The following is a 17,608-nucleotide window of genomic DNA, read 5'->3' as shown; positions in this document are numbered from 1 at the left end:
CGAGCGGAGGTGCCGACGCGGGCGCCGGCAGTGGAGACCACGGTCGTCCGCCGACCGCCCCGCGTCCCGCTCACAGCCCGTCAGCCGCTCAGCCCGGCGGCGCCGGGGCTCGCTCGCGCAGCGCGACCGTGTCCATCCGTGCGGGTGGTGCGGGGACCGATGTCCCGCAGTTCGGCCCGTCGGCGCCGGGACTCGCTCGCGCACCGTGACCATGTCCCTCCGCGCGGGTGGGCCGGGAACCCCATGCCCCGCAGTTCAGCCCGCCAGTGCCGGGGCCCGCTCGCGCAGCGCGACCACGTCCATCCGCGCCGGTGATCCGAGGACCGACGCCCCGCAGCTCTCCGGGCGGGGCGGCAGCGACGCGCCCTGCGCCACGACCACGTTCCAGTGCCGTCCGTCGCTGTGCTCGACGGTGACCTCCCAGCGCGGCGCACGGCCCTGCGTCCGGACGACACGGAGGGCCTCCGCCGCGTACTCGCCGGTCGCCGCGCGCACGGCCAGTTCCGCTGCCTGGCCGGGCCGCTCCCAGGCCGAACCGCCCCGGCAGCCCTCCAGGACGATCCGCCCCTCCCGGACACCGTGCAGCACCTCCTTGACGGTGTGTGCCTCGGCCCGGCCGTAGGCGTAGCCGTACGGCAGGACGAGCACGGTCGGGGAGAAGCGGTGACCGCCCAGGTGGGTGACCTCCCACACGCCGTTCGCGCCCGAGGCGGTGAGTTCGGCCGCGAGGGGGCGGCCCAGCAGCGCGCAGCAGCGGTCGCGCTTTCCGTTGGTGCAGACGAGGGCGAGCGGATCGCCGGTGTGGGGGCGGCCCCGGAGCGCGGTGTCGAAGCCGTGGTGGTCGCCCCGGCCGAGCGCGGCGAAGTCGATGTCCAGCAGTCGGCTCGGGTCGTCCGTCACGGCTGAGCGCAGCCAGATCCGTCCCGGCACCGTGTGGGCCGCGTACACGCGGCGCAGCGACGGCGCGCCGGGGTCGGAGTGGCGTCCGGGGCGCCGGATGAGGGCCACGCGGACGCCGGTGCCCCGGGCGGCCGCTTCCAGGGCGCGGCCGACCGCGGGGTCCAGGTGGCTCGAGACCAGCGCGTCGGCTCCCCAGGGGCCGGGCTGTTCCAGCAGGAGCCAGGTACTCGCCGTGGGCGCGGTTCCGGACAGGGGCTCGCCGAGATTCCGCGAGTCGGCCGTGCAGGTACTCACAAAGGTGAGCCTAACCTGACCTGACAGGGTGTCGCGCGCGGGGCGCGCAGATGTCCCCTCTCCGGCCCACGCGCGCGGAGCCGCGCCGGAACGCCGACATCGGCGGGGAGGCGGAGGTCAGGAGGGCAGAGGTGGGTGTGAGGGCCGCGCCGCCCGGCCCGGGTGGCTCACGGCACGACAGCGCCTCGTCCGGCGTCCGCCCCGTTGGGTACTGCCGGCCGTCGGTCACTTCGCGGTGATCTTCCCGGCTCGTATCCTGGGTCCGCATGCCCGTCCTCGACCGTGCGCCGGGCTGCGAGCCGGTGCACGGGCAGGTCACAGAGAGGTCGCACGGTGACACAGAGCCGCAGCCCGCATCAGATCCAGGTCGTCGTCCTCGCCGGATTCCTCGGCTCCGGCAAGACGACACTGCTCAACCACCTGCTCCACCGCAGCGGCGGCAGCCGGATCGGCGCGATCGTCAACGACTTCGGCGCCATCGAGATCGACGCCCTGGCCGTGGCCGGCGCGCTCGGCGACTCCACCGTCTCCCTCGGCAACGGCTGCCTGTGCTGCGCCGTCGACGGCGGTGAGCTGGACGTCTACCTCGAACGGCTGGCCCGCCCCGCTGTCGGCGTCGACGTCATCGTGATCGAGGCCAGCGGGCTCGCCGAGCCCCAGGAACTCGTCCGGATGGTGCTGGCCAGCGAACAGCCGGGGATCGTGTACGGCGGGCTCGTCGAGGTCGTCGACGGTGCCGAGTTCGACGCGACCCGTTCCCGGCACCCCGAGCTCGACCGGCATCTCGCCCTCGCCGACCTCGTCGTCGTGAACAAGCTCGACCGGGCGCCCGACGCCGACCGGGTCCTCGGCCTCGTCCACTCGCTCACCGACCATGCCGCCGTCGTCCCCGCCACCTACGGCCGGGTCGACCCCGAGTTCCTCTTCGACTGCCGGCCGAGCGAGGAGCGCGTCGGACAGCTCTCCTTCGACGATCTGCACCTCCAGGACGACCCGGAGCGCGAGGACCACGACGACCACCTGCACACCGCGTACGACAGCCTGTCCTTCGTCTCCGCGGTCCCCCTCGACCCGCGCCGGCTGATGCCGTTCCTGGACAGCCGCCCCGAGGGCTTGTACCGGATCAAGGGGTACGTCGACTTCGGCCCGCACGACCCCGGCAACCGGTACGCCGTCCACGCCGTCGGCCCCTTCCTGCGCTTCTACCCCGAGCCCTGGGGAGCCGGGGAGGAGCGCCTCACCCAGCTCGTCCTCATCGGCTCCGGCATCGACGCGGACGCCCTCGGCAAGGAACTGGAGGCCTGCGCGAGCGACGCCCCGCACGCCGACGAGCACGGCATGTGGGGCGTCCTGCGCTACGTACAGGACCCGGAGGACCCGGAGGGCCCTGCGCGTCCCGGAGATTCCCGGGCCCCTGACGACCCCGAGGCCTCCGAGGACCGTGACGGCCTCGACGACCCTCACTGCCTCGACGACCCCGGCGCCCCGGAGGACCTGGAGGATCTGGACGACCTTCGAGGACCTTGAGGATCTGCACGACTGCCGAGGAACATGAGGATCCGGACGACTGCCGAGGACCGTGAGGATCTGGAGGGCTCCCAGGAGGAGCCCTCCACGGAGCCCTAGACCGGTCCCGCCACCACCGACACCGTCTTCGCCAGCGACACGCCCGAGCCGTCGCGGCGCGGGTCGATCTCCGGGAGCTCGGCGGGAGTGCCGTTCTTCTGCGCGGCTCGCGCCGGGGCGGCACCCGCCCAGGCCAGGGCCAGGCAGTCCTCGCCCTTGAGGAACCGGTGGCAGCGCACACCGCCCGTGGCGCGGCCCTTGCGCGGGTACTGGTCGAACGGTGTCAGCTTGGCGGTCGTCTGGACGGAGTCGTCCAGGGTGCCGCGCGAGCCCGCCACGGAGAAGACCACCGCGTCCACCGCCGGGTCCACCGCCGTGAACGAGATCACCTTGGCGCCGTCGAGGAGCTTGATGCCCGCCATGCCGCCGGCCGGGCGGCCCTGCGGGCGCACCTGCGAGGCCTGGTAGCGCAGCAGCTGGGCGTCGTCGGTGATGAAGACCAGGTCCTCCTCACCCGTGCGCAGCTCGATCGCGCCGACGATCCGGTCGCCCTCCTTGAGGGTGATGACCTCCAACTCGTCCTTGTTGGACGGGTAGTCGGGCACCACACGCTTGACGACGCCCTGCTCCGTGCCGATCGCCAGGCCCGGGGACGACTCGTCGAGGGTGGTCAGGCAGACCACCGTCTCGTCGCCCTCCAGGGAGACGAACTCCGCCAGCGGGGCACCGCCCGAGAGGTTCGGCGCCGACGCCGTGTCCGGGAGCTGCGGCAGGTCGACGACGTTGATCCGCAGCAGCCGGCCCGCCGAGGTGACCGCGCCGATCTCCCCGCGGGCGGTGGCCGGCACCGCCGAGACGATCACGTCGTGCTTGGTGCGCCTGCCGTCCGCGTCCTCGGCGAAGGGCTCGGCGTTGGCCGTGCGGGCCAGCAGTTCCGTCGAGGAGAGCAGCACCCGGCAGGGGTCGTCGGCGACCTGGAGCGGTACGGCGGCGGCAGTGGTGCCCGCCGACTCCAGCAGGACCGTACGGCGCTCGGTGCCGAACTTCTTGGCCACCGCGGCCAGTTCGCCCGAGACCAGCTTGCGCAGCTCCGCGTCGGACTCCAGGATCCGGGTCAGCTCGGCGATCTCCTCGTTGAGCTTCTCCTTCTCCGCCTCCAGCTCGATGCGGTCGTACTTGGTCAGCCGGCGCAGCGGTGTGTCCAGGATGTACTGGGTCTGGATCTCCGACAGTGAGAAGCGCTCGATCAGGCGCTCCTTGGCCTGCGCGCTGTTCTCGCTGGAGCGGATGAGGCGGATCACCTCGTCGATGTCGACGAGTGCCGTGAGCAGGCCCTCCACCAGGTGGAGGCGGTCGCGCCGCTTGCTCCGGCGGAACTCGCTGCGGCGCCGGACGACCTCGAAGCGGTGGTCGAGGTAGACCTCGAGCAGCTCCTTCAGGCCCAGCGTGAGCGGCTGGCCGTCCACCAGCGCCACGTTGTTGATGCCGAAGGACTCCTCCATCGGCGTCAGCTTGTAGAGCTGTTCCAGGACCGCCTCCGGCACGAAGCCGTTCTTGATCTCGATGACCAGGCGCAGGCCGTGCTCGCGGTCGGTGAGGTCCTTGACGTCGGCGATGCCCTGGATCTTCTTCGAGCCGACCAGGTCCTTGATCTTGGCGATGACCTTCTCGGGGCCGACCGCGAAGGGCAGCTCCGTGACGACCAGCCCCTTGCGGCGGGCGGTCACGGTCTCCACCGACACGGTGGCGCGGATCTTGAAGGTGCCGCGGCCCGTCTCGTACGCGTCCCTGATGCCGGAGAGGCCGACGATACGGCCGCCGGTGGGCAGGTCGGGACCGGGGACGTGCCGCATCAGGGCGTCCAGGTCCGCGTTCGGGTAGCGGATCAGGTGGCGGGCGGCGGCGATGACCTCGCCCAGGTTGTGCGGCGGCATGTTGGTGGCCATGCCGACCGCGATGCCGGAGGAGCCGTTGACCAGGAGGTTCGGGAAGGCGGCGGGCAGCGCCACCGGCTCCTGCTCCTGGCCGTCGTAGTTGGGTGTGAAGTCGACCGTGTCCTCGTCGATCGACTCCGTCATCAGGCTCGTCGCCGTGGTCTGACGGCACTCGGTGTACCGCATGGCGGCCGGCGGGTCGTCGTTGCCCAGCGAGCCGAAGTTGCCGTGGCCGTCGACCAGGGGCACGCGCATGGAGAAGGGCTGGGCCATGCGCACCAGGGCGTCGTAGATCGACGCGTCGCCGTGCGGGTGGAGCTTGCCCATCACCTCGCCGACGACACGGGCGCACTTGACGTAGCCGCGCTCGGGGCGCAGGCCCATCTCGTTCATCTGGTAGACGATGCGGCGGTGCACCGGCTTGAGACCGTCGCGTGCGTCCGGCAGGGCGCGGGAGTAGATGACCGAGTACGCGTACTCGAGGAAGGAGCCCTGCATCTCGTCCACGACGTCGATGTCGAGGATCTTCTCCTCGTACGAGTCGTCGGGCGGCGGGGTCTTCGTGCTGCGGCGGGCCATCGCTGCCGGCTCCTCCTGTTTCCTGGGCGCTCGCCTACGGGACGCTCGCGGCCCTTCGGCTCACTCTTGCTGAAGCGTGTGACGAGATCTGATGCGGACCATTGTGGACCGTGGCACTGACAGCGCGGGCCGGGGCCCGGGCGTCGGCGCCCGGCCCGGCCGGAGGGGTGTCTCCCGCACGGCTGCCCGCAGGCTACGCGATCTCGCTCTGGGCGTACGTCGTCCGGGAACTTCGCCGACGCTCCGCGCGCTTGCATACAGTGGCAGGACCGGCAGGAAAAGCGCGGTTTCGACGACCGCGTCCGCGATCGGAAGGGACGTACATGCCCATGGGTCACACGGCCACAGCCCAGGCAGGCTCCGGGGGCCTGACAGCGACCGAGCACCGCCTGGCCAACGGCCTGCGCGTGGTGCTCTCAGAGGACCACCTGACCCCTGTCGCGGCGGTGTGCCTCTGGTACGACGTCGGTTCGCGCCACGAAGTCAAGGGGCGTACCGGTCTTGCTCACCTTTTCGAGCACCTGATGTTCCAGGGCTCCGCCCAGGTCAAGGGCAACGGCCACTTCGAGCTGGTCCAGGGTGCGGGCGGCTCGCTCAACGGCACCACGAGCTTCGAGCGCACCAACTACTTCGAGACCATGCCCACCCACCAGCTGGAGCTCGCGCTCTGGCTGGAGGCCGACCGCATGGGCTCCCTGCTGACCGCCCTGGACGACGAGTCCATGGAGAACCAGCGGGACGTCGTCAAGAACGAGCGCCGCCAGCGCTACGACAACGTCCCCTACGGCACGGCCTTCGAGAAGCTGACCGCCCTCGCCTACCCGGACGGCCACCCCTACCACCACACCCCGATCGGCTCGATGGCCGACCTGGACGCGGCGACGCTGGAGGACGCGCGCGCGTTCTTCCGCACCTACTACGCGCCCAACAACGCTGTCCTGTCGGTCGTCGGCGACATCGACCCGGAGCGGACGCTCGCCTGGATCGAGAAGTACTTCGGCTCCATCCCCGCCCACGACGGCAAGCCCGCACCCCGTGACGGCTCCCTGCCCGACACCATCGGCGAGCAGCTGCGCGAGGTCGTCGAGGAGGAGGTCCCGGCCCGCGCCCTGATGGCCGCCTACCGTGTGCCGCACGACGGCACGCGCGCGTGCGACGCCGTCGACCTGGCGCTCACCGTCCTCGGCGGCGGCGAGTCCTCCCGCCTCTACAACCGCCTCGTCCGCCGCGACCGTACGGCGGTGGCGGCCGGCTTCGGCCTGCTGCGGCTCGCCGGCGCGCCCTCCCTGGCCTGGCTGGACGTGAAGACCTCCGGCGACGTGGAGGTGCCCGTCATCGAGGCCGCCATCGACGAGGAGCTCGCCCGGTTCGCCGAGGAGGGCCCCACGCCGGAGGAGATGGAGCGGGCCCAGGCCCAGCTGGAGCGCGAGTGGCTGGACCGTCTCGGCACGGTCGCCGGCCGCGCCGACGAACTGTGCCGGTTCGCCGTGCTCTTCGGCGACCCGCAGCTCGCCCTGACCGCCGTCCAGCGCGTGCTGGAGGTCACGGCGGAGGAGGTGCGGGAGGTCGCCGAGGCCCGTCTGCGTCCCGACAACCGGGCCGTGCTGGTCTACGAGCCCGTCGAGGGCGCTGAAGAAGGCGCCGAGGGCGCCGAGGGCGCCGACGACACCACCGACGCGGACGAGAACGAGGAGGCGGCCAAGTGACCGAGCTCGCCACGATGGACTTCCACCCCCAGCCGCAGGCGGGCGACGCCAGGCCGTGGGCGTTCCCGGCCCCCGCGCGCGGGGCGCTCGACAACGGCCTGACCGTCCTGCACTGCCACCGCCCGGGGCAGCAGGTGATCGCCGTCGAGATCATCCTCGACGCGCCCCTGGACGCCGAGCCGGCCGGTCTCGACGGTGTCGCCACGATCATGGCGCGGGCCTTCTCGGAGGGCACCGACAAGCACTCCGCCGAGGAGTTCGCCGCCGAGCTGGAGCGCTGCGGCGCGACCCTCGACGCGCACGCCGACCACCCCGGCGTCCGGCTGAGCCTGGAGGTCCCGGCCTCCCGCCTGGCCAAGGCCCTCGGTCTGATCGCCGACGCCCTGCGGGCACCCGCGTTCGCCGACAGCGAGGTCGAGCGCCTGGTGCGCAACCGCCTCGACGAGATCCCGCACGAGCTGGCCAACCCCTCCCGGCGTGCCGCCAAGGAGCTCTCCAAGGAGCTCTTCCCGGCCGGCACGCGCATGTCGCGTCCGCGCCAGGGCACCGCCGACACGGTCGAGAAGATCGACTCCGGGGCCGTCCGGGCCTTCTACGAGAAGCACGTCCGCCCCGCCACGGCCACCGCGGTGGTCGTCGGCGATCTGACGGACATCGACCTCGACGCGCTCCTCGGCGACACCCTGGGCGCCTGGACGGGCTCCTCGGCCCAGCCGCGGCCGGTGCCGCCGGTGACCGCCGACGACACCGGCCGGGTCGTCATCGTGGACCGCCCCGGCGCCGTCCAGACGCAGCTGCTGATCGGCCGCATCGGTCCCGACCGGCACGCGCGCGTGTGGCCCGCGCAGGTGCTCGGCACGTACTGCCTCGGCGGCACCCTCACCTCCCGCCTGGACCGCGTCCTGCGCGAGGAGAAGGGCTACACCTACGGCGTGCGCTCCTTCGGCCAGGTGCTGCGCTCCGCGCCGGACGGCACGGGCGCCGCGATGCTCGCCATCAGCGGCTCCGTGGACACCCCCAACACCGGCCCCGCGCTGGAGGACCTCTGGAAGGTGCTGCGCACCCTCGCCGCCGAGGGGCTCACCGACGCCGAGCGGGACGTCGCCGTGCAGAACCTGGTCGGTGTCGCGCCGCTGAAGTACGAGACCGCCGCGGCCGTGGCCGGCACCCTGGCCGACCAGGTCGAGCAGCACCTGTCCGACGACTACCAGGCGACGCTGTATCAGCAGCTCGCCGCGACCGGCACCGTGGAGGCCACCGCGGCGGTCGTCAGCGCCTTCCCGGTGGACCGCCTGGTGACCGTGCTCGTCGGTGACGCCGGCCGGATCAAGGACGCGGTCGAGGCCCTGGGCATCGGTGAGGTGAAGGTCGTCCCGGCCGAGTAGCGACGGGGGTCCCCCTGCGGCGAGGTGCGCGCCCCGAGGTGGCAGGGACGCGTGCGGGGCCCTGGCGACCGGCCGGTCGCCAGGGCCCTTCGACGTCTGAAAGGGATGTCCGAATTGAGGGAGAGGCTGCCTGTCTGCCCTGTGGCATGCGCTACAAAAACCCCGGCACGTTTGGGGATCGATCACGGGCGCGTCTAGGTTCGTCCGGGCTGTTCGTCGGGCAGTGCGCCGCGTCCGCGGCACCGGACAGCCATCGCCGAGTCCCCGTACGGCGCGAGCCAGGGGAGCCGGGGACCCAACGATGAAGTCCCTGGGGTGAATCGGACGCCCGCGCGTGTCGCGAGGGGGTCCGTAGGAGACCTTCCTGCTCCGAACCCGTCAGCTAACCCGGTAGGCGAGAGGGAAGGAAAGGACCGCTCAACTTCATGGCGTTCACCTGCGCCACCGGGAAGCACCGTCGTCCCGGCCGGATGAAGCGCACCTCCGCCCGCGCGGCGGGCATCGCGGCGCTCACCACCACCGGCGTCATCGGCACCGCCGCCTCCGGTCCCGCCCTCGCCGCGGAGCCCTCCGCCGAGCAGACCGGGCTCATCCCCGTCGTCGCCATCGGTGACACGGTCGCCGAGCGGATCGACGAGCAGGCCGCCGCGCAGAAGCAGGCCGCGCAGGCGGAGGCCGCGCGCAAGGAGGCCGCCGCCGAGGCCGCCGAGAGGGTCAAGGAGGAGCGCGAGGCACGTGCCCGCGCCGCCCGTGAGGCCGAGCGCAAGCGCCTCAACGCCTTCGTGGCGCCGATCACCGGCTCCTACGTCTCCACCGCCTACCGGGCGAGCAGCTCCCTGTGGTCGTCCGGGAGCCACACCGGCATCGACTTCCACGCCTCGACCGGCACCACCGTGCACGCGGTCGGCACCGGCACCGTCGTCGAGGCCGGCTGGGGCGGTGCCTACGGCAACCAGGTCGTGCTCCGGATGAGCGACGGCACGTACACCCAGTACGGCCACCTGTCGTCGATCAGCGTCTCGGTGGGCCAGAAGGTCACCGCCGGCCAGCGGATAGCCCTCTCCGGCGCGACCGGCAACGTCACCGGCCCGCACCTGCACTTCGAGGCCCGCACGAGCGCCGAGTACGGCTCGGACATCGACCCGGTCGCCTACCTCCGCAAGCACGGTGTGAGCCTCTGACCACGTCGGGGGCCGATCTCCTGAACGACGTCAGGGGCCCGGCCTCCGGCGACACCCGGTGACGCACGCGAACCGCCGGCACCACCCGGCGACGCGTCCCCGCCTGTGACGGCACCCGGCGACACATCCTCCCGCCCCGGCCCCCGCGGCCGGGGCTTTCGCCGTTTTCATGCGCCTCGTTGTCCAAAAAATATCCCTGGATTCCGGCCCGCCGTCGGAATGTGCGGCTCACTGCAATAGAGTCACTGAACACACGTCATTCGTCGACGTTTCACGGGGATTAAGGCGGAGGTCGGTCATGCGTATTCCGGCGCACTCGGTGTGCACGGCCATCCGGGACGACATCGTCGCGGGTGTCTACGAGCGCGGCAGCCGCCTCACCGAGGAACTCCTCGCCCGCCGCTACGGCGTCTCCCGCGTCCCCGTCCGGGAGGCGCTGCGCACGCTGGAGGCGGAGGGATTCGTCGTCACGCGGCGGCACGCGGGCGCGTGCGTCGCCGAACCGACCGAGCAGGAGGCCGCCGACCTGCTGGAGATGCGGATGCTCCTGGAGCCGCTCGGCGCCTCCCGGGCCGCCCAGCGGCGCACCGAGGCGCACCTCAAGGTGTTGCGCGGCCTCGTCCGGCTGGGCCAGGAGCGCGCCAGGAGGGGCAGCAGCGAGGATCTGCGCTCCCTGGGCGGCTGGTTCCACGAGACGCTCGCCCAGGCCTCCGGCAGCCATGCCCTGACCTCGACGCTCACCCAGCTCCGGCACAAGATCGCCTGGATGTACGCGGTGGAGGCGCCGGCCAACCCGGTGGAGTCCTGGGCGGAGCACGGCGCGATCGTGGACGCGGTGGCGCGCGGGGACGGCGATCGCGCGCGGTCGCTCACGGCGCTCCACACCGAGCGCTCCTCCACCGCGCACCGGCTGCGCTTCGGGGGCGGAGAACGCCAGGACCGTGTGAGGACTTCGCAACACGTCGTAAACATGTCGGGCCCGCGTCATTAACACGAGAGCCGTATACAAAGAAGTGATATTCGGCGGAGGTGTATTTCCGCTGCCCATTTTTCGGCGCGCCCGGAATTTCCGACGGCGCGTCGTTCGCATGCGTGGGCGCTTGATTCGGCATGCTTCCGGCAATTTCCCCCGGCAAGCCTCCGAATCCCCCGGTGAGCCTCCGAATCCCCCGGCAAGCCCCGGAATCTCCCGGCAGACTTCCGCGCCCCCGACGGGCCTCCGCGCCCCCCGGCAGACCTCCGCGCCCCCGGCGGGCCTCCGAATCCCCCGCCAGGCCTCCGAAAACGGCGGAGCCGCGCCGCCCGGTGAGGGTGGCGCGGCTGCGTGCGCGCGGCGAGCGGGGCTCAGACGGTCAGACGGTCTCGGGAAGCTCCTCGAGCCCCTCGGAGACCAGCTTGGCCAGCCGGTCGAGGGCGATGTCCGCGCCCTCGGCCTCGGAGGCCAGGACGATCTCCTCGCCGCCCTGGGCGCCCAGGCCGAGGACGGCCAGCATGGAGGCCGCGTTGACGGGGTTGCCCCCCGCCTTGGCGATCGTCACCGGGACGCCTGCGGCCGTGGCGGCTCGGACGAAGATGGAGGCGGGGCGGGCGTGGAGGCCCTCGGCCCAGCCGACGTTGACGCGGCGCTCAGCCATGTGTTGCTGCCCTTCGGTGTTCAGGGTTGTCTAGACCAGTGTTCCACACGTGAAGCAGGCCCGGAACGGTGCTCTGTCCCGTGCCGCCGTGGTCGCCGGGCCGCGGCCTCGGCCCGACGTTCCGTCCTCCACAGAGTGCCCCGCGCCGTTGTCGTACGCGAGCCGTACTCTGGGCCCCATGCAGAGCGCGCCGGACCGGCACGAGTACCCCGCCCACTGGGAAGCCGACGTGGTGCTGCGCGACGGCGGCACCGCGCGCGTCCGCCCCATCACCGTCGATGACGCCGAGCGCCTGGTCAGCTTCTACGAGCAGGTCTCGGACGAGTCGAAGTACTACCGCTTCTTCGCGCCCTACCCGCGTCTGTCCGCCAAGGACGTCCACCGCTTCACGCACCACGACTTCGTGGACCGGGTGGGACTCGCGGCCACGGTCGGCGGCGAGTTCATCGCCACCGTACGCTACGACCGCATCGGCGCCGACGGCATGCCCGCCTCCGCCCCGGCCGACGAGGCCGAGGTCGCCTTCCTCGTGCAGGACGCCCACCAGGGCAGGGGAGTGGCCTCCGCGCTCCTGGAGCACATCGGGGCCGTGGCGCGCGAGCGCGGCATCCGCCGGTTCGCCGCCGAGGTGCTCCCCGCCAACACCAAGATGATCAAGGTGTTCACGGACGCCGGGTACACCCAGAAACGCAGCTTCGAGGACGGCGTCGTCCGCCTGGAGTTCGACCTCGAACCCACCGAGCGGTCCCTGGCCGTCCAGCGTGCGCGGGAGCAGCGCGCCGAGGCCCGCTCCGTACGCCGGCTGCTGGTGCCCGGCTCGGTCGCCGTCGTCGGCACCGGCCGCGCCCCCGGCGGCGTCGGCCGCAGCGTTCTCGGCAACCTGCGGCAGGCCGGCTTCACCGGCCGTCTGTACGCCGTGAACAAGGCGTTCCCCGAGGACCTGAAGGAGCTCGACGGGATACCCGCGCACCGCTCGGTGCGCGAGGTCGACGGTCCCGTGGACCTCGCGGTCGTCGCCGTCCCCGCCGAGCAGGTGCCCGAGGTCGTCGCCGAGTGCGGCGAACACGGCGTGCAGGGACTCGTCGTCCTCTCCGCCGGCTACGCCGAGAGCGGTCCCGACGGACGCGAGCGCCAGCGCCAACTCGTGCGGCACGCGCGCGCGTACGGCATGCGGATCATCGGCCCCAACGCCTTCGGCGTCATCAACACCTCACCCGAGGTGCGGCTGAACGCCTCGCTGGCCCCGGAGATGCCCCGCACCGGCCGCATCGGCCTGTTCGCCCAGTCCGGCGCCATCGGCATCGCCCTCCTCTCCCGCCTGCACCGCCGGGGCGGAGGCGTCACCGGCGTCACCGGCGTGTCCACGTTCGTCTCCTCCGGCAACCGCGCCGACGTCTCCGGCAACGACGTCCTCCAGTACTGGTACGACGACCCCGACACCGACGTCGCCCTCATGTACCTGGAGTCCATCGGCAACCCCCGCAAGTTCACCCGCCTGGCCCGGCGTACGGCGGCGGCGAAGCCGCTGGTGGTGGTGCAGGGCGCCGGATCCGCCCCCCAGGGGCACGCCGTGCGCGCCACCCGGCTGCCGCACGCCACGGTGTCGGCGCTGCTGCGGCAGGCCGGCGTGATCCGCGTCGACACCATCACCGAACTGGTCGACGCCGGCCTGCTGCTCGCCCGCCAGCCGCTGCCGAGCGGCCCACGGGTGGCCATCCTGGGCAACTCCGAGTCGCTCGGCCTGCTGACGTACGACGCGTGCCTCGCCGAGGGGCTGCGCCCGCTGCCGCCGCGGGACCTGACCACGGAGGCGTCGGCGGAGGACTTCCACACGGCGCTGACCCGCGCCCTGGCCGACGAGACCTGCGACGCGGTCGTGGTGACGGCCATCCCCGCGATCGGCGAGGCGTCACCCGCTGACGCGGAGCTGGCGCAGGCGCTGCGCTCGGCGGCGGCCACCGGCCCCGCCAAACCGGTCCTCGTGGTGCACGTGGAGCTCGGCGGCCTCGCGGAGGCGCTGTCGGCCGCCACGAGCACCGCCCCCCGCCCGCGGACCGCGACGCCCGCCCCGGGGACGGCGGAGCCGGGACCCCCGGACGCCGCTGGCCCGGCCCCCGCCCCCGAGACCGGGGCCCCTGCGACGGAGGTCCCCGTGACCGGAGCCCCCGAGACCGGGGCCCCTGCGACGGAGGTCCCCGTGACCGGAGCCCCCGCGACGGAGGCCCCTGCGACGGAGGTCCCCGCGACCGGAGCCCCCGCGACCGAGGCCCCCGCGACCGAGGCCCCCGAGGACGCCCACCTCATCCCCGCCTACCCGGCCGCCGAACGCGCGGTCCGCGCCCTCGCCGAGGCCGTGAAGTACGCGCAGTGGCGCCGCGAGGCCGCCGACCCCGGCAAGGTGCCCGAGTACGACGACATCGACGAGAAGGGCGCCGCCGAGCTGATCGGCGGCCTCCTCGCACGCGGGCAGGGCCTCACCCTCGGCACCGACGAGACCCGCGCGCTGCTCGGCCGGTACGGCATCGACGTACGCCGGGCGACCCCGGCCCCGACCCCGGACGAGGCCGCGCGGGCCGCCCGCGCCCTCGGCTACCCCGTCGCCCTCAAGGCCACCGCCCCCCACCTGCGCCACCGCGCCGACCTCGGAGGCGTCCGGCTCGACCTCGCGGACGAGGAGCAGCTGCGCCGGGCCTACGCCGAGCTGACCGGCCTCTTCGGCAGGCCGCAGGAGGTGCGTCCGGTCGTCCAGGCCATGGCCCCGCGCGGCGTCGACACCGTCGTCCGGGCCGTCATCGACCCGGCGGCCGGAGCCGTGCTCTCGTTCGGACTGGCCGGTGCCGCCTCCCAGCTGCTCGGCGACATGGCGCACCGCCTGATCCCGGTCACCGACCGTGACGCGACCTCCCTGGTCCGCTCGATCCGGACGGCACCGCTCCTGTTCGGCTGGCGCGGCTCGACCCCCGTCGACACACCCGCCCTCGAAGAGCTGCTGATCCGCGTCTCCCGGCTGGTCGACGACCACCCCGAGGTCGTCGCCGTCACGCTGGAACCGGTCGTCGTCGCCCCGCACGGCCTGAGCGTCCTCGGCGCCTCCGTCCGTCTCGCGCCCCCACCCGCCCGCGACGACCTGGGCCCGCGGACCCTCCCGACGTACTGACGGCCGCGAACGCTCCCCGGCGGCCCCGGCGAAGCCCCGCCGCCGCGCGGTTCCCGGCGCCCTCGGGTTCTCGGGTCGTTCTCGCGTCGCTCTCGCCTCCGACGGCACCCGGTGCCTCTGGTGTTCCCCACGCGCGCGTGCTCCCGATGCCTCCGGTGATGCCTCCGGCAGTCCCCACGCGCGCGTGCTCCTGGTGCCTTCGGCGGTCCCCCCCGTGCGCGTGCTCCCGGTGCCACGAGTCCCCCCCGCGCCCCGCACGCTCCCGGCGGGCGTGAGGTTCCCCGCGGTCGTCAGAGGTCCCTCGCAGTCAGTGGGTCCCCGTAGGATGGACCGCATGGCCAAGACCAGTACGACGACCCAGGGGCTGCGTGCGGCGATCGAGCGCAGCGGCTACTACCCGGCCCTCGTGGCCGAGGCGGTGGAGGCCGCCGTGGGCGGCGAGCCCATCCGGTCGTACCTGGTCCACCAGGAGACCACCTTCGACCAGAACGAGGTGCGCCGGCACGTGACCGTGCTGGTCCTCACCGGCAACCGCTTCATCGTCAGCCACACCGACGAGCAGGCCGCCGACACCACCTCCCCGACGCCCTACGCCACCACGTCCACCGAGTCCGTGAAGCTCGGCCGGATCTCGTCCGTCGTGGTCAGCCGCGTGGTCGCCAACCCCGAGTCGTACACGCCCGGCACCCTGCCCCGCGAGGTCGTGCTGACCATCGGCTGGGGCGCCGTGTCGCGCATCGACCTGGAGCCCGCCGCCTGCGGCGACCCGAACTGCGACGCCGACCACGGCTACACCGGCAACTCGACGGCGGACGACCTCAGCCTGCGCGTCAGCGAGGCCGGGGACGGACCGGAGACGGTGCGCCAGGCCCTCGTGTTCGCCCAGGCGCTCTCCGAGGCGACCGCGGACCTCACCCGCTGATGGCTCAGCCCGTCTGGGACCACCCGGAACCCCTCGCCCTCTCCTCCGCCCCCGTCCCCGAGTACGGCACCGGCTCCCTCGCCGACCTGCTGCCCACGCTGGCCGCCGGCATGGGCGTACCCGGTATGACCGCGGCGATCCCCGAACTGGCCCCGGCCGACCGCGCCTGCGTCTTCCTGATCGACGGCCTCGGCTGGGAACAGATCAAGGCCCACCCGGACGAGGCGCCCTACCTGCACGCACTGCTCGGCAGCTCGCGCGGCGGCACCGGCCGCCCGCTCACCGCCGGCTTCCCGGCGACCACCGCCACCTCCCTGGCCTCCGTCGGCACCGGTCTCCCGCCGGGCGCCCACGGCCTGCCCGGCTACACCGTGCGCGATCCCGCCACCGGCGAGCTGATGAACCAGCTGCGCTGGCAGCCGTGGACCGAGCCGCGCGCCTGGCAGCCGCACCCCACGGTGTTCCAGCTGGCGGCCGCGGCCGGTGTGCACGCCGCGCAGGTGTCCTCGCCCACCTTCGAGAACACCCCCCTGACCAAGGTCGCGCTCAGCGGCGGAACGTTCCTCGGGCGCCTGACCGGCGAGGAGCGGATGGACCTGGCGGCCGCCCGCCTCGCGGCCGGCGACCGCTCCCTCGTCTACACGTACTACGCCGAACTCGACGGCGCCGGTCACCGCTACGGCGTCGCCTCCGACACCTGGCGCGGCCAGCTCATGACCGTCGACCGGCTCGTCCGGCGCCTCGCCGAGCAGCTCCCGCCGCGTAGCGTGCTCTACGTCACCGCCGACCACGGCATGGTCGACGTGCCCTTCGACGAAGAGCACCGCATCGACTTCGACGAGGACTGGGAGCTGCGCGCGGGAGTCGCCCTGCTGGGCGGCGAGGGCCGCGCCCGGCACGTCTACGCCGTACCCGGCGCCGAGAACGACGTCCTGACCTGCTGGCGCGAGGTGCTCGGCGAGCAGTTCTGGGTGGCCTCGCGGGACGAGGCGATCGACGCGGGCTGGTTCGGACCGCCCGCCGGGATCGACGAGCGGGTGTACGCCCGCCTGGGCGACGTGATCGCCGCCGCCCGGGACGACGTCCTGCTCATCGCCTCCCAGCGGGAGCCGAACGAGTCGGCCATGGTCGGCAACCACGGCTCGATGACCCCTGCCGAGCAGCTCGTCCCACTGCTCGAAGTACGCTCCTGAAGCGCCGCCACCCCTCTCTTCCCCCTTGCCGAAAGGTGCTCGTCCCCCCATGCCCGAGCTGGTCTTCTTCTCCGGAACCATGGACTGCGGGAAGTCGACGCTGGCTCTCCAGATCGAGCACAACCGCTCCGCGCGCGGTCTCCAGGGCATGATCCTCACCCGCGACGACCGCGCGGGCGAGGGCAAACTCTCCTCCCGCCTCGGCCTGGTCACCGACGCCGTCGAGGTCGAGGACGGACAGGACCTGTACGCCCACCTCGTCGACCACCTCTCCCACGGCGGCCGGGCGGACTACGTGATCGCGGACGAGGCGCAGTTCCTCGCCGAGGAGCAGATCGACCAGCTCGCGCGGGTGGTCGACGACCTCGGCATCGACGTCTACGCCTTCGGCATCACGACCGACTTCCGATCCAAGCTGTTCCCCGGCTCCCAGCGGCTCGTCGAACTCGCCGACCGGGTCGAGGTCCTCCAGGTCGAGGCGCTGTGCTGGTGCGGCAACCGCGCCACCCACAACGCCCGCACGGTCGGCGGCGTGATGGTCGTCGAGGGGGCCCAGGTCGTCGTCGGCGACGTCGACCAGGCCGACACCGTCGGGTACGAGGTGCTCTGCCGCCGCCACCACCGCCGCCGTATGACGGCGGCGACGGCCCGCGCCGCGGCACTGTCCCCCGACGTGCTGCCGGTCACACCGGCCTGATCCCCGCTCGGTCGGCACGCGCGCGCACCATGCCGCTCAGCGGGCACGCGCGCACCGTGCCGCTCGGCCTGGACGCGCGCACCGTGCCGCTCGGCCTGCACCCGCGCACCGTGCCGCTCGGCGGGCACGCCCGCACCATGCCGCTCAGCCGGCGCGCGTGCACCGCGACGGCGCGACGGCGCGTCGCGCACCGTCGCCCGAGGCCCGCACCGCCGGGATGCCGATGCCGGTGCCCCAGACGCTGGTTGCCCGGCGGCCGGTGCTCCGGACGCCGGTTGCCCGGACGCCCATTCCCCCGGGCGCCGAAGTCGCCGACAACTCCTCGCCACCGCAACGAATATGGCTATGATCATCCCAGGCAAGGCTGTAGCGCAGAGGTCGTCGCGCCCTAGCATCGAGCTGGAGGACGTCGGTTCGAATCCGACCAGCCTTGCCGCCCTTGTCGTGGAGGAACTCGATA

General features: G+C 73.0%; 12 protein-coding genes, 1 tRNA gene and 1 riboswitch. Of the genes, 10 read left to right on the top strand and 3 right to left on the bottom strand.

What is annotated here, in order from left to right:
* Positions 1-255 precede the first annotated feature (255 nt).
* Positions 256-1,194, bottom strand: a complete 939-nt coding sequence (locus tag ACFYWQ_RS13180) for a sucrase ferredoxin (RefSeq protein ID WP_389515730.1) — start codon at positions 1,192-1,194, stop codon at positions 256-258.
* Between the two features lie 333 nt (positions 1,195-1,527).
* On the opposite strand from ACFYWQ_RS13180, the gene ACFYWQ_RS13175 reads away from it, so the two are divergent.
* Positions 1,528-2,721: a CobW family GTP-binding protein gene (locus tag ACFYWQ_RS13175; protein WP_389515727.1), complete on the top strand. Its 1,194-nt coding sequence runs from the start codon at positions 1,528-1,530 to the stop codon at positions 2,719-2,721.
* A gap of 95 nt (positions 2,722-2,816) precedes the next feature.
* Here the strand turns inward: ACFYWQ_RS13175 and ACFYWQ_RS13170 are convergent, their stop codons facing one another.
* A complete protein-coding gene (locus ACFYWQ_RS13170; protein WP_389515725.1) occupies positions 2,817-5,273 on the bottom strand; it encodes a DNA topoisomerase (ATP-hydrolyzing) subunit A in 2,457 nt (818 codons plus the stop codon).
* Positions 5,274-5,596: 323 nt separating this feature from the next.
* On the opposite strand from ACFYWQ_RS13170, the gene ACFYWQ_RS13165 reads away from it, so the two are divergent.
* The 4 genes from ACFYWQ_RS13165 to ACFYWQ_RS13150 all read left to right on the top strand — a co-directional run bounded on the left by ACFYWQ_RS13165 (position 5,597) and on the right by ACFYWQ_RS13150 (position 10,536).
* On the top strand, positions 5,597-6,979 hold the full coding sequence (locus ACFYWQ_RS13165; protein ID WP_389515724.1) for a M16 family metallopeptidase: 1,383 nt from the start codon (positions 5,597-5,599) through the stop codon (positions 6,977-6,979).
* Entirely contained in the window at positions 6,976-8,364 is a 1,389-nt protein-coding gene (locus tag ACFYWQ_RS13160) for a M16 family metallopeptidase (RefSeq protein ID WP_389515722.1), read from the top strand. The genes ACFYWQ_RS13165 and ACFYWQ_RS13160 overlap by 4 nt, the downstream gene beginning before the upstream one ends.
* A gap of 244 nt (positions 8,365-8,608) precedes the next feature.
* Positions 8,609-8,776, top strand: a riboswitch (cyclic di-AMP (ydaO/yuaA leader).
* A gap of 13 nt (positions 8,777-8,789) precedes the next feature.
* Complete coding sequence (locus ACFYWQ_RS13155; RefSeq protein WP_389515721.1) at positions 8,790-9,545, top strand: M23 family metallopeptidase; 756 nt, start codon at positions 8,790-8,792, stop codon at positions 9,543-9,545.
* A gap of 298 nt (positions 9,546-9,843) precedes the next feature.
* Entirely contained in the window at positions 9,844-10,536 is a 693-nt protein-coding gene (locus ACFYWQ_RS13150) for a GntR family transcriptional regulator (protein ID WP_389515719.1), read from the top strand.
* A 361-nt stretch (positions 10,537-10,897) separates the two neighbouring features.
* Here the strand turns inward: ACFYWQ_RS13150 and ACFYWQ_RS13145 are convergent, their stop codons facing one another.
* Positions 10,898-11,179, bottom strand: coding sequence for an HPr family phosphocarrier protein (locus tag ACFYWQ_RS13145; protein ID WP_389515717.1), 282 nt, complete (start codon positions 11,177-11,179; stop codon positions 10,898-10,900).
* A gap of 178 nt (positions 11,180-11,357) precedes the next feature.
* Here ACFYWQ_RS13145 and ACFYWQ_RS13140 point away from each other — a divergent pair, with 178 nt between their 5' ends.
* The 5 genes from ACFYWQ_RS13140 (at position 11,358) to ACFYWQ_RS13120 (ending at position 17,581) form a co-directional block, all read left to right on the top strand.
* Positions 11,358-14,336, top strand: coding sequence for a GNAT family N-acetyltransferase (locus ACFYWQ_RS13140; protein ID WP_389515715.1), 2,979 nt, complete (start codon positions 11,358-11,360; stop codon positions 14,334-14,336).
* Positions 14,337-14,661: 325 nt separating this feature from the next.
* The gene (locus tag ACFYWQ_RS13135) at positions 14,662-15,258 is read left to right on the top strand and encodes a DUF5998 family protein (RefSeq protein WP_389515713.1); all 597 of its coding nucleotides are present in this window, start codon (positions 14,662-14,664) and stop codon (positions 15,256-15,258) included.
* Positions 15,258-16,451 (top strand): alkaline phosphatase family protein, encoded by a 1,194-nt coding sequence (locus tag ACFYWQ_RS13130; protein ID WP_389515711.1) that lies wholly within the window; start codon positions 15,258-15,260, stop codon positions 16,449-16,451. Before ACFYWQ_RS13135 ends, ACFYWQ_RS13130 begins: the two co-directional genes overlap by 1 nt.
* A gap of 49 nt (positions 16,452-16,500) precedes the next feature.
* Positions 16,501-17,148, top strand: a complete 648-nt coding sequence (locus tag ACFYWQ_RS13125) for a thymidine kinase (protein ID WP_389515709.1) — start codon at positions 16,501-16,503, stop codon at positions 17,146-17,148.
* A 360-nt stretch (positions 17,149-17,508) separates the two neighbouring features.
* Positions 17,509-17,581 (top strand) — tRNA-Arg (locus tag ACFYWQ_RS13120).
* The last annotated feature ends 27 nt before the right edge of the window (positions 17,582-17,608 follow it).

Origin of the sequence: Streptomyces sp. NPDC003247, from assembly GCF_042888135.1 — a bacterium.
In the GTDB taxonomy this organism is placed as follows: Bacteria; Actinomycetota; Actinomycetes; order Streptomycetales; family Streptomycetaceae; genus Streptomyces.
Note: the sequence above shows the minus strand (reverse complement) of the source record. Positions and strands in the feature narration are given on the sequence as shown.